Genomic DNA, 14,773 nt, shown 5'->3' on the forward strand with positions numbered 1-14,773 from the left:
GGGAACGGTTGCCTGGTCGGATGGCCTCAGCCCGCTTCCGCCGCGCAGTCATCGAGAAGGTCGCCCCGCCGCCGGCGGGCCCTCCCCGGCCTGCCCCGAGATGCTCATGCCCCGAGCGGCGGAACGTCTACCGGGGCGGCGCTGCGCTCACTCTACACATTTCGGAAAGTCGCGCCTAGGCTTGAACGAAACTCGGGAGATGGCTCCCCCAATTCATTACCACCAATACCGCTAACCGGGATCGGGCTCCGGATCCCCGGTCTGCGCCATTGACGCAGGCGAGCGGCGTGTCGACCGTCCGGCGACCCCGGAACCTCATGCGGGAAGGCGACGGGCCAGTTCGCGCCGGAGCAGGTCACGGCCGGGGCTCAGATAGGCCAGCGGGACCCGGATCTCGTACGGCCGGCTCTGCCCGTACCCCGCCCACTCCCACCGGGCGAGCGGAGGGCGGATCCGGTCCGGGTCGGCCGGCTCGATCACCAGGAACGTCTGCCACCGTCCGCTGATCTCGGCACGCGCGACGTTCGACCACTCGATGACCAGGGTGCGCTCGCCCGGACCCGCCACCTGGAGGTGGTCCGCGGTGAGCCGCAGGGGCAGCCGCGCCTGGTTACCGGCGGACGGCGGACGGGACATCGGCAGGGACAGGTAGAAGAACAGGAACCACGTCAGCGGCAGCCACAGCCCGTCCCACCACGGGTCGCCGGAGGCCAGGTTGACGACCGCCAGCGCCAGCGCCGCCACAGGGACCGCTGTGGCCAGGAAGCCGACCTGACGACCCAGGGAACGGCGGAACTCGATGACGGGAGGCTCATCGGCGGTGGTCACTGCGGTGTGCTGCCCGGCGGTCCGGAGCGCCAAACCCGCCGACCCGTCATGCGCGCCGTCAGTGCAGCCGGCGCTTCCAGTCCCCCGGCACCCGACCCTCGGGGCCGGGCGCGGGCTGGTCGAGCGGGCGCGACTCCGGCCCGGCCAGCTCCGGCCCGCCGGCATAGAACTGATCGTCGGAGTAGTCCCAGAACCACGACTCGCCGGGTTCGAAGCTGCGTACCACCGGATGCCCCGTCGCGGCCGCGTGTGCCGTCGCGTGCTGGCCCGGCGACGAGTCGCAGCAGCCGACCTGGCCACAGGCCGCACACCGGCGCAGGTGGAACCACCACCCACCGGAGGACTCACACTCGACGCAACCCGGACCGCTCGGCGGCACCTCCGGGGCGACACCCACCGCAGTCGCGGTGAGGAGCTTGGGCTGATCTGCCACGGCGTGTTCCTCTCGACTCGCCGCTACGGTACCCGGACTCGCCCGTCGGTGCCCCGCCCCGGTTCCCCCGGCCGGGTGAGCCGGTCGCCCGACCCACGCCCGGGGCGCGCCCGTGGTCCGAGACTGGACCCGACATTCGCTCACCATCCGGAGGTACCCGGCAATGGCCCTCACCACCGCACAGCCCGGCAGGCCGACGGTCGTCCTCGTCCACGGCGCGTTCGCCGAATCGGCGAGCTGGGCCGGGGTGATCGCCATCCTGGCCGACGACGGCTATCCCGCGGTGGCCGTGGCCACCCCGCTGCGCAGTGTCCGGCACGACGCCGACTACCTGCGCGCGGTGCTCACCGGGATCGACGGGCCGGTCGTCCTGGTCGGCCACTCGTACGGCGGGATGGTGATCTCCAACGTGCCGGTCGCGGGCGTCGCCGCGCTGGTCTACGTCGGCGCGTTCGCCCCGGTGGCCGGCGAGAGCGCCGCCGACCTGGCCGGACGGTTCCCCGGCAGTTCCCTGGGCGAGACGCTGGCCCCCGTCAGGCTTCCCGGCGGGAAGACCGACCTCTACATCCGGCAGGACCGCTATCACCAGCAGTTCGCGGCCGACTCGACGGCGGCGCAGGCCGCCGTGATGGCGGTGACCCAGCGGCCGATCACCGAGGCGGCCCTGGGCGAGCCCTCCGGCGAGCCCGCCTGGCAGTCGCTGCCGTCCTGGTTCCTGTTCGGTAGCGAGGACCTCAACATCCCGGTCGCGGCCCACCGGTTCATGGCCGAGCGGGCGGGCTCCCGGCGGACGGTGGAGGTCCCCGGGGGTTCGCACACGGTGGCCATCCCGGAGGCCGCCATGCTCGCCGACCTCATCCGGGAGGCCGCCGACGCCTCCTGACGTCCCCACCGGGACCGGCGTCGGCCGGGAACACCGCAGTCGGCGCGGAGCGGGACAAGGGGGTGGCCACGATCCTGCCGGGGCGTCGGGCCGTGGCCGCTCTTCGGTTTCCCCGACGTCACGCCGACGGCCGGTACCGCGGCTGCTCCGCTTCGCCTACGCTTTGCTACCACGCCATCGCGGTAAGCCGCCGAGACCGATCGCTGATCGTGGTCCGACCTGAGGCGGTGGATGTGGACAGCAGGATCATCGCCCCACGGGACCACGAGGTCGTCGCGGCGATCAATCGACGTACCGGTGCGGGATTGCGGGTCGTCGGCCGGGCTCCGCACGGGAGGCTCGGCGGTGCCATCTACGCCGAGTGGCCGGGTGGCCGACCAGCCGTGGTGACCAGATTCCTGGGCCCGCTCGCCGAGGCCGAACGGACGGTCGAGGTACTCGCCCAGGTCCGCGCCCGCGGCCTGCCGGTGGCCCGGCACGACCTCGTGGTGGACCTCGACGACGGTGTGGTGTTCGTGCAGGAGCGGCTACCCAGTGCGCCGCCCCGGCGACTGACGCCGGCCAGGATGGACGCGATAGTCGAGATCAACGACCGGTTCGCCGGCGCTCTCGCCGGGTGGCCCGATGCCGCGGTGCGGCTGCTGTGCCCCGACTGCGGCACCGGTCCGTGCCTGCGGCACGAGGTGCTCGCCACGCACGGTGCCCGCAGCCGCCATGTGCTGGAGGAGATCCTCGCCATCGGTCGGCGGGAGCCCCGCGAGATGACGGGCGACGACCTGGTGCATGTCGATCTCACCGCGGCCAACGTCCTCTTCGACGACCACGACCGCGCCACCGGAGTCGTCGACTGGAATCTCGGCGCCAGCCGCGGCGATCGGCTCTTCGCCCTCATCCAGACCAGGATCGACCGGGAGTGGTTCGTCCGGGCCGCGGACGCCGACCCGGTGGAGACCGCCGCAGCAGTCCACCTGGACGAGATCCTCGCCCACCGGATCGCCCCCGCCACGCTCCGGCTGTACTGGGCCCACTGGATGCTGCGCCAACTCACCTGGGCGATCCGGTCCACTCCCCCCGACGTGGTCGACTGGCACCTGGACATGATCGAGACGCGGCTGGCGTGACAGTGACCGCTTCCCAGGCCGGGCGTGGGCGGGGACGCCGCCGACGCGACCACGGGAGCGGGCCCGGCCACGAAGCCGTTGATCACCGCCGGGGTGGAAGCTCCGGGGTGATCACCGGTTCCGTGCCGCGCCGCTGCACCGCGCGACCTGTCGCCGCGCCGTGGGGTGCCGCCTCAGATCCGATGATCGACACGAAGCGACACCCCGCCGCGGACCGCCCCTGGCCGGCGTCATCCGCCCAGCGGGAACGCCACACCAGGGGCATCGGAGACCACGGCTTCCCCCGGACACCGCACTGGCACGATCACGTCGAGCCCGGGAACGGCCCCGGTCGGCGCGGCATGGCTGCGCTCGCCCACCACAGCGAGGCAGCAGCCGCTGCTCCCCGAGGCACATTCCCCGACTTCGCCGGTGCGCCCCCGTTCACCGTCGCCCGGCACCGCCGTGTCGTCGTCGCGGGGCCCGGAGTTGTCGGGCTCCCGCCGGGTCCGTCAGAGGTCGGCCAGGATGCGGGCCAGTTCGGCCGGCCGGCTCAGCATCGGCCAGTGCCCGGAGTCGATGTCGACCAGGTCGACCTTCCGGGCCTTGGCGAGTTCGGGCAGGTCACCCGCGTCGAGCATCGCCTGGGCCTGCGCCGGGGTGAACTCGGGGCACACCAGCACGACCGGCACGTCGAACCGCCGCGCGTCGGTCAGCCGGACGGTCCCCCGGGCGACGCCCTCGGGTACCGGGATGGCGGCGGCCAGGAATTCCGCCCGCGTCCGGTCGTCGAGGTCGGCCGCGTCCGCGCCCTCGAAGGGCGCCCAGCCGGGGAAGGGCATCGCCCCGTCCTCGATCGGGAAGAAGTCGGCGTACAGGTCCCCGTCGGCCTGCGGGAACCCGCCGATCAGCACGATCCGGCCCACCGCCGAGGGCCGCGCGTCGGCGATCAACCAGGCCAGGGCGCAGGAGGCCGAGTGCCCCACCACCACCGACCCGGCCGGTGCCGCGTCCACGACGGCCAGCACCGCGGCAACCTGGTCGTCGAGCGTCGCCGACGTGTTCCCGTCCCCCTGACCCGGCAGGTTCACCGCCACCGCGCGTCGCCCCACCCGCGTCAGCTCGGCGACGACGCCGTCCCACGCCGAGGCATCGAGCCACAGGCCGCCGACGAGCACGATCTGTTCATCAGTCATGGCGACAACGTAGCGTCGATTCCGGACGTTCTGCTTCCGGTACCGTCCGGCGGGTGGAGAATGCCGTCAGCCCCACCGCCCGCGCCCTGCGTACGCTCGACATCCTGCGGGACCGCCCCGGCACGACCGCCGGGCAGCTCGCCTCCGATCTCGGCGTGACCGAACGCGCCGCGCGCCGCTACGTCGACATCCTGCGCGAGGCCGGCATCCCGGTCGACTCCGTCCGCGGACCGTACGGCGGCTACCGCCTCGGCCGGGGTGCCCGACTGCCGGCCGTCGTCTTCACCCAGGAACAGGTCATCGGCCTGGTCATGGCCGTACTCGACGGGCAGCCGGCCGCGATCGACGCCGACGGCCTGGTCGGTTCCGCGCTCAGCAAACTCATCCGGGCGCTGCCCGACAGCGTCGGACGGCAGGCAGCGGCGCTGCGGTCGTACGCGGCGGCCGCTTCCGACCGTCGGTCGGCGCCCGCCGACCCCACCACGACGAGCACGCTGGTGGCGGCCGTGGCCGACCGGCACCAGGTGGCCGTCACCTACACGACCGAGAGCGGGGAGTCCTGGGAGGCGGTGGTCGACCCGTGGGCGGTGGTGGTGCGCTACGGCCGCTGGTACCTGCTGTGCCACTCGCACCGGGCGGACGCGATCCGCACGTACCGCATCGACCGGATCGGTGCCGTGCGGCACCTGCCGCAACGGTTCACCCCACCCGACGACCTCGACCCCGTCGCCACCCTGGAGGCGCACCTGGGCTCGGGGTGGAAGTACCCGACCCGGGTGGTGTTCCACGAGCCCTACGAGCGGGTGGCGCCCTGGGTCCGACCGACGATGGGTCGCCTGGAGCCCGCGGGCGACCGCTGCGTCCTCACCGGCAGCACGACCAACACCCGGATGTACGCCCAGGAGTGGCTGGCCGCCGTCCCGTTCGGCTTCACCGTCGAGGAGGGTCCCGAACTGCGGGCCGCCGTCGCCGCCGTCGCCGCCCGCTTCACCGCCGCGTTGGACAGCGAACCGCCGGCACCCCGCTGAACAGCAGGTCCGCACCGTCGGACCGCGTCCGCCGTCAGTAGACGAACGGCCAGCCGGCGGTGTCGTAGCCGAGCAGGTTGATGCCCAGCAACGAGGTGCCGTTGTCGGCGTAGTAGTGGTAGACGAGGACCTCGGCGTCGGTGTCGGTGAACACCGCCTGGTGCCCGGGTCCGTGGATGTTGCCGTGTCCGGCGAGCACCTGGGTGCCGCCGCCGGCGGTCATCGCCACCCCGTTGCGGTCGACGTACGGGCCGGTGACCGAGGTGGACCTGCCCACCATGACCCGGTACGTGCTCGCCGCACCCTGGCAGCACCGGTCGAACGACACCCACAGGTAGTAGTAGTTGCCGTGCCGCACGATCACCGGGGCCTCGATCGCGCCTCCGTTGCGTCCCGCGATGCTGCGCACGGTCGTGTCGGAGCGCTTCCCGGTGGCCGGGTTGAGCGCCACCATCTTGATGCCCGACCAGAACGACCCGAAACTGAGCCACCACCGGCCGGAGGCGTCGACCACCAGGTTCGGATCGATCGCGTTGAAGTTGTCGGAGGTGCGGGATTCGATCACCAGGCCCTGGTTGGTCCAGCTACCGGAGGCGCCGGTGGTGCTGGTGGCCAGGAAGATCGCCGACCGGTTCGAGCCGAACGTCGAGGCGGAGTAGTACAGCCAGTACCGGCCATCTCGGTAAGTCAGGTCGGGTGCCCACAGGTTGCGACTGCCACCGGTGTAGGTCGTGGTCCACGGTGCGCCGTTGGGGAACACCGCACCCGCGTTACGGAACGCGGTCCGGTCACTCGATGTCTTGAGAGCGATGTTGTCACCGGTGTGCGCCAACAGGTAACCACCACCGGGACGCACCACGATCGTCGGGTCGTGCACCCCGACGTCGCCGGTGACCCGGCCCGGACCGGGGTAGGACCCGGGTGGCGTGGTGGGTGTCACCGCCGCCCGGGGCGCGGCGGCCGACGAGGCGGCCGACGGGGACCGTGACCCCACGGCCGCCCCGGCGACCACCACCACGACGGACAGCGACAGCAGCGCCAACCGGCGGACGGTGGAGGAATTGGGTACGGGGATGAGTGAAGTGGTCACGACAGTTCCTTGGGTCGGGTGCCGGGCGGCCCGATGCCGACCGACGCGGAACGTCGACAAACATGTCGAGATCTTTACATCGGCGTTTCTCCGGAAAGTTAACGCTTACATTGAGGGATGTCAACATGCTGTCCCGCCGCCCGCTATCGGTGCCCGCAGCCGAGCCCGTCGGGAAGTCGGCGTCAACAGCCCCTGGCCAGCTTGCCCGGCCAGGGGCCGGCACGCCGCCGGCACCCACCCACGCATGGCCCTCCGTCACCGGGCCCCGGCCAGGATCAGAAAGACGGGACGAAGAATCAAGAGATGGGACGAGGCCACGAACGGCAAGTAACCACAATGAACTGAGATGCTCATCTCCACCCGCAGTATCTCGGTACGACGACAAGTCGCCGACCCTATGCTGGCCACCGGAATGCCTGCGGCCGGCCGGGTGGCAGGAAAACACCAGTACGAGGATCTGCGAATGCGCCGGAAATCTGCTCTGGACAATGGCATCGCCGGCATCGGCACGGAAAATCCCCACGACGGAGCGCCAACCCCCCACCCTGCGGACGCCGCACTCCGATCCGCGGTCGCCGAGGAGCAGGAGTTCCTCGACTCGGCCCTGGCCCGGCGTGACAGTCTCATCGACCACCTGCGGGCCGAACTGTCGGCGGATGCCCTCGACGTGGTGGAACGGGCGCGGCTGCGCATGCTCCGCCAGCAGTACGAGGAGCTGCGGCGGGCGCAGGACAAGCTGGTCTTCGGCCGCCTCGACGGTCTCGACGGCACCGTGCGGCACGTGGGCCGGGTCGGCCTGCGCACCGACGACGAGGACGGTGGGCCGCTGCTGCTGGACTGGCGCGCTCCCGCGGCCCGGCCGTTCTACACCGCGACGGCCGTCGACCCGCAGGGACAGGCCCGACGGCGGCACATCCACACGACGGGACCGGTGGTCGACGGCGTGGACGACGAGCCGCTGGAGGCGGGCGCCGCCACGGAACTCGTCGGTGCGGGGGCTCTGCTGGCCGCCCTGGACCAGCGGCGTACCGGTCACATGTCGACTGCGGTCTCGACGCTGCAACGCGAGCAGGACGACGTCATCCGGGCGGACGCGACCGGACCACTGATCGTGCAGGGCGGTCCCGGCACCGGCAAGACCGTGGTGGCCCTGCACCGCGTCGCCTACCTGCTGTTCACCCACTCGGCGATCGCCGACCAGGCGGTCCTGGTCCTCGGCCCCTCCCCACGGTTCCTCCGGTACATCGCCCAGGTGCTGCCCGCGCTCGGTGAGACCGCCGTCGTCTCGGCGACCTGCGACACCCTGCTGCCCGACATCCACGTGGGCCGCGGCGAGAGCCGGATTCTCGCCGAGATCAAGGGCCGCGCCCTCTGGCAGGCCGCGCTCGAGAGCTACGTCACCGCGCTGCTCCCCCGGCCCCGCGCGCTGCGACTGCGCTGGGAAGGCGAGTTCCACGTCATCCCCGCCACGGCAGTGGCACAGGCGCTCGCCTCGGTGCAGGGACGCCCGTACCACCGGGCCCGCGAGGCGTTCGCCGAGCAGCTGCACCACCTCCTGGCCGAAGCCGTCGTCGCGCAGCGCGAGGCGCTGCTGCACGAGATGGAGGAGGGCTTCGAGGACATCCTCGCCCGCGTCGACAGGAGCGTGCAGCGCGACCATCAGCCCGGCGGACCCACCGGCAGTGACATCGACGGACTGCTCTCCGAGGAGGAGGTGGAGGACCTTCGCCGTCGGATCGCGGAGAACGCGACCATCGCCCGGTTCGTCGAGTCATGGTGGCCCACCCTCGACACCGGGAGCCTCCTGGGTGATCTCCTGACCGACCACGCCCGGTTGGCCCGTTTCGCACCCCAGTTGTCCACGGCGGAGATCGCCGCCGTCTCGGCCGAGCCGGCACCCTGGGCACCGAGCGACATCCCCCTGCTCGACGCCCTCGCCGACCTGCTGGGCGAGATCGAGGCCCCGCCGCCGCAGGGCGAGTTCGTCGCCGACCACGCCCGCCGGCAGCGCGGCTGGGTGTACGGCCACGTCGTCATCGACGAGGCGCAGGAACTGTCCGAGATGCAGTGGCAGATGGTCCTGCGTCGGTGCCCCGGTCGCTCCATCACCGCGGTCGGCGACATCGACCAGGCGGAGGCGGCGCACCGGCACACCACCTGGGCACAAGCGGTGCAGGCAGCCTTCGGAGACCGCTGGACCGCTGCGGAACTGACCATCTGCTACCGGACCCCGCGGGAGGTCATGGACCTCACCGGACCCGTCCTGAGGCAGGCCGGAAGCCACAACACCCCGCCACGGGCGGTGCGCTCCTGCGGCATCGCCCCCTGGGTGCTCACCGTCGCACCTGCGGAGCTTGCCGACACCACCGCCCGGCTGGTGCGACAGCTACGGCAACGGTGGCACGGTGGCACGGTGGGCGTCATCGCCCCCGCCGACCGCATCGCCGAACTCCGCTCCGTACTGGCCGACGTGCCGGTGCTCACCGCGACCCAGTCCAAGGGACTGGAATGGGATGCGGCGCTCCTCGTCGACCCCCAGGGCATCGCCGCCGCGCCGCGCGGCTGGAACGGCCTCTACGTCGCGCTCACCCGGTGCACCCAGGAACTCGGACAGTTGGTTCTCGGCTAGCGGCCGCCGTACGCGTCGACAGGGGTTTCGGGTGTGCCGCCGGCGGCCGGTCACGGCTGGCGCAGGGTGGCCAGGGCACCGCCCCAGGCCACCACCTGGTCGAGCATCCGGCGCAGGATGTCCTCCTGGTGCTCGGCCGGCAGCACCTCGCCGCCCGCGCCGAACTCGGTGAAGTAGTTCAGACAGACCTGGTCGCGGACGTCGGCGACGTGCAGTTCGGCCAGCACCGCCCGCAGGTGCTCCACGGCGCGGGTGCCACCGTTGAGGCCGTAGCCGACAAAACCCGCCGACTTGTTGTGCCACTCGGTGTAGAGGTAGTCGATCGCGTTCTTCAGCACGGCGGTGTAGGAGTGGTTGTATTCCGGGGTGACGAAGACGAACCCGTCGTACGACGCGATGGTCTCGGCCCAGCGGCGGGTGTGTTCGCCGGTGTAGTGCTCGGCGCCCATCGCAGCCGGGACCGGCTCGTCGAGGTGCGGCAGGTCGTGGTCGGCCAGGTCGACGATCTCGTAGACCGCGTCGCCCCGCTGGGCGGCCAGCGTCTGGACCCACCGGGCCACCGCCTCGCCCCGTCGTCCCGGTCGGGTGCTGCCGATGATGACGGCGATACGCATGACATGACCTCCTGATCGATGGAACGTGTTCGGTGGCGTCCCGGTCACCGGGCCTCCACACGTCGGGCGCGTCGCTGCGCGCGGGTCAGCCAGGTGGCGACGACGAGGGCGACCGCCGCCATCCCGGTCAACCACCGGAAGGTGACCCGGAAGGCCGCGGCGACCTCGGCGTCGGAACCGGCGTCCGCCAGCGCGCCGGAGAGCACCACCACGCACAGGGCACTGCCGATTGCACCGCCGACCCGGGACAGGGTGTTCACCTGCGAACTGGCGTCCGGCATCTGGTGGGACCGCACCCGGGCCAGCGCGGCCGAGACGGCGGGTGAGCCGGCCAGCGCCAGACCGACGCCCCGGACGACCTGGAGGGCCTCGACGAGGACGAGGTCGGGGTCGGCCGGCAGCAGCGCCATCGGAATCGTGCCGACCACGACGACCACCAGGCCGATCAGGGCCACGACGCCGCCACCGTGGACGTCGGTCAGCCGGCCGGCGACGGGAAACGTCACCGCAGCGGCGAGGCTGAACGCCATCAGCAGCAGCCCGGTGTCGATGATGCCCCGCCCCATCCCGACCTGGAAGTAGAGCGGCATCACGATCAGCCCGCTGAACAGGGCAGCGCCGGAGAAGACGATGGTGCCCGCGGCGGCGGCGTAGACCGGGTCCCCGGCCAGGCGTAGGTCCATCAGCGGCTCGTCGGCGCGCAACGACCGGTGGACGAAGAGCGCCAACGCGACCAGCGCGGCCACCAGTGGCACCAGCACCGCCGGCGCGAGCAGCCCGGCGCGGTCCATCGCCGCGGTGACGGCGTAGGTGAGTAGCGGCAGTCCGAGGGCGACCAGCAGCAGGGCCGGCAGGTCGAGCCGGCCGGCATGGCCTGCCTCGCCGCGCGGGACCACCCGCAGGGCCAGCAGCAGTCCGACGATCCCGATCGGCACGTTGATCAGGAACATCCAGTGCCAGGAGAAGTTGTCGATGAGCAGGGCGCCGATGATCGGTCCGAAGGCCGGGGCCAGGATCGACGGAACGCTGGAGAGAGCGATCACCCGACCCATCCGCTCCCGGCCGGCGATCTGACCGAGGATGGCCATTCCGGCGGGGATGAGCAGTCCACCGGTGAGCCCCTGGAGCACCCGGGTGACGATGAGCAGCTCGGCGCCGCGGGCGAGCGCGCATGACGCGGAAGTGAGGGTGAACCCGACCAGCGACCAGAGCCAGAGCCGGCCGGCCCCCATCCGCCGGCTGAGCCAGCCGCAGACCGGCAGCGTCGCGGCGAGCGCCAGCAGGTAGCCGCTGTTGATCCACTGCGCCTCGGTCAACGAGGCGCCCAGGTCGCGCCCGATGGCCTCGATGCCGACGTTGACCAATGAGGTGTCGAGGCCGGTCAACACCGAGCCCGAGGCGAGGACGACCGCGATCCACCACACCGAGGCGGGCACCGCCGTGGTGGGGGCACGACCCGTTGCGGTGGCCGTACCCGCGTTCCCGCTGGCTGCCGTCATCACCATCCCGATCAGAGGAATTGTTGGACCTCCAACGATACCGGAAAATCGTTGGAGGTCCAACGTTTAGGTACACTGGGCCGGTGACAGAGCGGACCGAACTCACACCGGGGGCACCGCCGGCCCGGCTCCGGCGGCTGACCAGTTGGCTGCTCCACCACGCTGCGGCCCGCGCCAGCCGGACCGTCGGCCGCCACCTGGACCGCCCGGCCGACCGGATGCGGTACGCCATCCTCGCCGCGCTCGACGAGTTCGGCGGCACCAGTCAGGCGGAACTGTGCCGCCGGCTCGGCATCGACCGGGGCGACGCCGTCTCCACGCTCAACGGGATGGAGGCCGACGGGCTGCTCCGCCGCGAACCGGACCCCGCGGACCGACGTCGCAACGTCGTCCACATCACCGCCGCCGGGACCGCCCGGATGCGGGAGCTGGACGTCCTGGTCGACGACGCCCAGGAGGAACTGCTCAGCGGGTTCACCCCGGCCGAACGCGCCCAGATCAGCCGCCTGCTGCACCGGCTGAGCGACCTGCCGCCGAGCTGAGTCACCAGGCCACCGGCCCGCCGAACGCACTGCTCGCTGGTGCGAGACGTCTCCACCCCTAAGAGCATCCTAGGACATTAGGGTGCCGCGTCGGATGGCCATCGTCGGGCTGGTGAGGGCGTCATGAGGTCAGGCAGCCCCGACCGGGACGGTGCCGACCGGCCGGGACGGGTCACGATCCGCAGAGCGGGCAGGTCCGGGTCGACGACGTCGAAGGACGCCGGCCGCGGATACCGCAGCATCCGGACCGGCGGCCACCGCCGGGTGCGCGGGTCGTCGCGTCTCCCACCACATGCGGGGCGCGGTGGGTGACAGCCACACGGTGACCTCGGTGTCGCCGTCCGGCCGGACGGCGACCAGGTCGACGCCGACGTTGATCGACCTGCGGCAGTCGCGCACCGCACCCGACGTCCCCGGGCACCGCTGCGATCAGAGACCGCGGTCCCCGCGCAGGAAGCACGACAGCAGTTGCCGGAACTCGTGCGGGTGCTCGATCGCCGGCACGTGCCCGCACCGGCCGAGCACGTGCAGACGGGCATCGGCCAGGTGTGCGAGCAGGGGCCGGGCCGCCGTCGCGAGCGGGGTGACCCGGTCGTCGACGCCGTGCACGAGCAGCACGGGCGCGCGGATCGCGGCCAACGTCTGCGCCGGGAGGGTGAGGTCGTCGACCCAGCGCGCCCGGGGTGGCGGGAACAACGACGCGTATGCGGCCTCCCCCGCCCGCATCGCGTCCGCGCGGGCGTCGACGGCCGCATCGGTCACGAGCGCCTGGTCGAGGACGAGGCGACTCAGCATGTCCCGTGCCCCGATCGGGCCGGCGGGGGCGGCCCAGAGCGCGTCGAGGTCGGCGGACAACGGTGCCCCGGGGGCGCCCATCGTCGCGACCGCCACGACCCGGGTGACCTGCTGGGGGCGGGCGGCCGCCAACGCCAGCGCCACGGCACCGCCCATGGAGTGACCCACCACGGCGTAGTGCGCGATACCGAGGGCCTCCATCAGGCCCGCGGCCTGCTCCGTCCACAGCCGGAGTCCGCCCCTGGAGCCCGCCGGGACAGGTGTACGGCCGAACCCCGCCTGGTCGGGCGCCACCAGGTGCCAGGACGTCTCCAACGCCTGCGCGGTGGTCGCCCAGGCTCCGGACCCGGTCGTGCCGGGTCCGGAGCCGTGCAGCATCAACACCGCGGGCCCCGCGCCGCTCTCCATGAGGTGAACGGGGGAGCCGTCGACGGTGACGGTCCGATGTGCCGTCACCGGCGCGGGGCCGGGTGTGCTCACCTCGACGATGAATCGACGGACTTCGAGAAGAGCTCCATCATCGCCCTGCCGAACTGCGGCATGTCGTGCCATCCCCGACAGGAGACGAGGTTGCCGTCCACGACGTCGGGCGCGTCGATGACCGTCGCGCCCGCGTTCTCCATGTCACCGGTGATGGGGGCAAAGCACGCCGTCTTCCGGCCCTTCAACAGCCCGTACACCGCCGGCACCTGCGCGCCGTGGCAGACCAGCGCGATAGGAAGGTTGCGCGCGAAGAAGTGCTCGGTGATGCGCCTGACGTCGGCGTCGGCCCGGATCCACTCGGGGGCACGTCCCCCGGGGATGATGAGGGCGTCGTAGCGCTCGACGTCGACCTCGGCCCAGGGCACGTCGACCGGCAGCTTCCGGCCGATCTTCTCCACGTAGGCGTCGGAGTCGGGGTCGAACTCGTGGATGACCAGTTGCACGTCACGCATCGTCCGTGACGAGACGTCGACGTCCCAGCCGCCTTCCTGCACGCGGTAGTAGGGGTACATGGTGTCGAGTTCCTCGGCGGCGTCGCCGGTCAGGAGCAGCGCTCTGGGCACCTGCTTCTCCTCGCGTCTGGTGGTGGGTGAGGTGGAAGCGATCCAATCCGATCCAATCCGATTGGGCTAGCATTCCCGTGCCCCGCCCGCCCGTCAAGCCTCTACCGCCATCGCGTCCGCGCCCCTGAGTTCGTCGAAGAACCGCCGGAAACGTTCGCCGGAGAGCAGGATGTGCCGACGCATCGCGTAGGCGGCGGCGTCCGGGTCACGCGCGGCGATCCCGGCCACCACCTCCTCGTGCTCGGCCATGGCCAGGTGGGTGACCTGGGCGTCGTGGTGCAGCCGGAAGAGGTGTACGTGACTGTGCAGCCGGGCGAGCGCCTCCCGGATGACCTGGTTCTCGGCGCTCTGGGCGACGAGATCGTGGAAGGCGGCGTCGCGTAGCCCGAAGGCGCCGTAGGCCGTGGGCCCGTTGCCCCCCTCCAGTTCCGCCATCTCCTCCAGCATTCGTCGCAGGCCGGCCACCTGCGCCGAGGATGCGCGTTCCGCGGATCTCCGCGCGGCGGCCGGCTCGAGGAGCAGGCGGACCTCGAGCATGTCCTCGAATCGGTGCCGGGTGATCTGCGGGGGAATGCGGTAGCCGGCATGAGGCACCCGCACGACCAGGCCCTCGGCCTCCATGCGGTTCAGCGCGTCGCGGATCGGCGTCTGCGAGACCCCCAGCTCGCGCGCCAGGACGTCGATCGTGACGCGGGAGCCAGGCTCGATCCGTAGCGACATGAGCTGTCCGAGCAGCGTGTCGTACACCTCGTCGGCAAGCCGGCCGCCAGCTCGTCCCGGCGACGTTCCGCCCGGCACGCCCCTGCGGCCCCGCGCGACCATCGCTTCGTCGTCCATCGTGACGTGGGGTCCTCTCTTGCACCTTCGGGAACCTGTTGACATCAGTCACGACGCTGCGACATGCTGACGCCCCCCACCAGATCGTATAGGAAACGTGACGGACGCCCGTCACTTTGCACCGTCGCCGTAACGCCTGCCATCGCTCCACTCGATCAACTGGAGCTCCATGAGCATGCTCGACGTCCTGCCCGGCTCGTCACCGGGCCACCGATGGGCCGACGTACCTCTCGACGGCATGACGGCCCGGCAG

Annotated in this window: 14 protein-coding genes; 5 read left to right on the top strand and 9 right to left on the bottom strand. The window is 71.8% G+C overall.

Annotated elements, in window-relative coordinates; all coding sequences use genetic code 11:
• Nucleotides 1-315: 315 nt before the first annotated feature.
• On the bottom strand, nt 316-828 hold the full coding sequence (locus ACQP1S_RS20010) for a hypothetical protein (RefSeq protein ID WP_432897677.1): 513 nt from the start codon (nt 826-828) through the stop codon (nt 316-318).
• 58 nt (nt 829-886) lie between these two features.
• On the bottom strand, nt 887-1,261 hold the full coding sequence (locus tag ACQP1S_RS20015) for a UBP-type zinc finger domain-containing protein (RefSeq protein ID WP_432897680.1): 375 nt from the start codon (nt 1,259-1,261) through the stop codon (nt 887-889).
• A 163-nt stretch (nt 1,262-1,424) separates the two neighbouring features.
• Here ACQP1S_RS20015 and ACQP1S_RS20020 point away from each other — a divergent pair, with 163 nt between their 5' ends.
• Together ACQP1S_RS20020 and ACQP1S_RS20025 are read left to right on the top strand one after the other, a co-directional pair.
• Nucleotides 1,425-2,144, top strand: a complete 720-nt coding sequence (locus ACQP1S_RS20020; RefSeq protein WP_432897683.1) for an alpha/beta fold hydrolase — start codon at nt 1,425-1,427, stop codon at nt 2,142-2,144.
• Nucleotides 2,145-2,377: 233 nt separating this feature from the next.
• Entirely contained in the window at nt 2,378-3,265 is an 888-nt protein-coding gene (locus ACQP1S_RS20025) for a phosphotransferase (RefSeq protein ID WP_432897686.1), read from the top strand.
• Between the two features lie 491 nt (nt 3,266-3,756).
• On the opposite strand, the gene ACQP1S_RS20030 is transcribed toward ACQP1S_RS20025, so the two are convergent.
• Entirely contained in the window at nt 3,757-4,440 is a 684-nt protein-coding gene (locus ACQP1S_RS20030) for an alpha/beta fold hydrolase (protein ID WP_432897689.1), read from the bottom strand.
• Nucleotides 4,441-4,544: 104 nt separating this feature from the next.
• On the opposite strand from ACQP1S_RS20030, the gene ACQP1S_RS20035 reads away from it, so the two are divergent.
• On the top strand, nt 4,545-5,468 hold the full coding sequence (locus tag ACQP1S_RS20035) for a helix-turn-helix transcriptional regulator (RefSeq protein WP_432908144.1): 924 nt from the start codon (nt 4,545-4,547) through the stop codon (nt 5,466-5,468).
• Between the two features lie 34 nt (nt 5,469-5,502).
• Here ACQP1S_RS20035 and ACQP1S_RS20040 read toward each other — a convergent pair whose 3' ends face one another.
• On the bottom strand, nt 5,503-6,558 hold the full coding sequence (locus ACQP1S_RS20040) for an arabinan endo-1,5-alpha-L-arabinosidase (protein WP_432897692.1): 1,056 nt from the start codon (nt 6,556-6,558) through the stop codon (nt 5,503-5,505).
• 463 nt (nt 6,559-7,021) lie between these two features.
• On the opposite strand from ACQP1S_RS20040, the gene ACQP1S_RS20045 reads away from it, so the two are divergent.
• Complete coding sequence (locus ACQP1S_RS20045; RefSeq protein WP_432897695.1) at nt 7,022-9,187, top strand: HelD family protein; 2,166 nt, start codon at nt 7,022-7,024, stop codon at nt 9,185-9,187.
• Nucleotides 9,188-9,237: 50 nt separating this feature from the next.
• On the opposite strand, the gene ACQP1S_RS20050 is transcribed toward ACQP1S_RS20045, so the two are convergent.
• Together ACQP1S_RS20050 and ACQP1S_RS20055 are read right to left on the bottom strand one after the other, a co-directional pair.
• Complete coding sequence (locus tag ACQP1S_RS20050) at nt 9,238-9,801, bottom strand: NADPH-dependent FMN reductase (RefSeq protein WP_432897698.1); 564 nt, start codon at nt 9,799-9,801, stop codon at nt 9,238-9,240.
• A gap of 44 nt (nt 9,802-9,845) precedes the next feature.
• Entirely contained in the window at nt 9,846-11,306 is a 1,461-nt protein-coding gene (locus ACQP1S_RS20055) for a DHA2 family efflux MFS transporter permease subunit (protein WP_432897701.1), read from the bottom strand.
• Nucleotides 11,307-11,383: 77 nt separating this feature from the next.
• Here ACQP1S_RS20055 and ACQP1S_RS20060 point away from each other — a divergent pair, with 77 nt between their 5' ends.
• Entirely contained in the window at nt 11,384-11,842 is a 459-nt protein-coding gene (locus tag ACQP1S_RS20060; protein ID WP_091249997.1) for a MarR family winged helix-turn-helix transcriptional regulator, read from the top strand.
• A gap of 429 nt (nt 11,843-12,271) precedes the next feature.
• On the opposite strand, the gene ACQP1S_RS20065 is transcribed toward ACQP1S_RS20060, so the two are convergent.
• The 3 genes from ACQP1S_RS20065 to ACQP1S_RS20075 form a co-directional block, all read right to left on the bottom strand.
• Entirely contained in the window at nt 12,272-13,117 is an 846-nt protein-coding gene (locus tag ACQP1S_RS20065; protein WP_432897705.1) for an alpha/beta fold hydrolase, read from the bottom strand.
• Entirely contained in the window at nt 13,114-13,683 is a 570-nt protein-coding gene (locus ACQP1S_RS20070) for a DJ-1/PfpI family protein (RefSeq protein ID WP_091250001.1), read from the bottom strand. The genes ACQP1S_RS20065 and ACQP1S_RS20070 overlap by 4 nt, the downstream gene beginning before the upstream one ends.
• Nucleotides 13,684-13,776: 93 nt before the next feature.
• Nucleotides 13,777-14,520 carry a GntR family transcriptional regulator gene (locus ACQP1S_RS20075; RefSeq protein WP_091250004.1) on the bottom strand — a complete coding sequence of 248 codons (744 nt, stop codon included), beginning with the start codon at nt 14,518-14,520 and terminating at the stop codon, nt 13,777-13,779.
• Nucleotides 14,521-14,773 lie beyond the last annotated feature (253 nt).

Source organism: Micromonospora matsumotoense (genome assembly GCF_050951065.1).
In the GTDB taxonomy this organism is placed as follows: domain Bacteria; phylum Actinomycetota; class Actinomycetes; order Mycobacteriales; family Micromonosporaceae; genus Micromonospora; species Micromonospora matsumotoensis.

Bases quoted from the DNA above. Each gene is read 5' to 3' on its own strand.
- ACQP1S_RS20045 (WP_432897695.1), top strand. From the start codon at position 7,022: ATGCGCCGGAAATCTGCTCTGGACAATGGCATCGCCGGCATCGGCACG.
- ACQP1S_RS20075 (WP_091250004.1), bottom strand. From the start codon at position 14,520: ATGGACGACGAAGCGATGGTCGCGCGGGGCCGCAGGGGCGTGCCGGGC.
- ACQP1S_RS20050 (WP_432897698.1), bottom strand. From the start codon at position 9,801: ATGCGTATCGCCGTCATCATCGGCAGCACCCGACCGGGACGACGGGGC.
- ACQP1S_RS20020 (WP_432897683.1), top strand. From the start codon at position 1,425: ATGGCCCTCACCACCGCACAGCCCGGCAGGCCGACGGTCGTCCTCGTC.
- ACQP1S_RS20055 (WP_432897701.1), bottom strand. From the start codon at position 11,306: ATGGTGATGACGGCAGCCAGCGGGAACGCGGGTACGGCCACCGCAACG.
- ACQP1S_RS20030 (WP_432897689.1), bottom strand. From the start codon at position 4,440: ATGACTGATGAACAGATCGTGCTCGTCGGCGGCCTGTGGCTCGATGCC.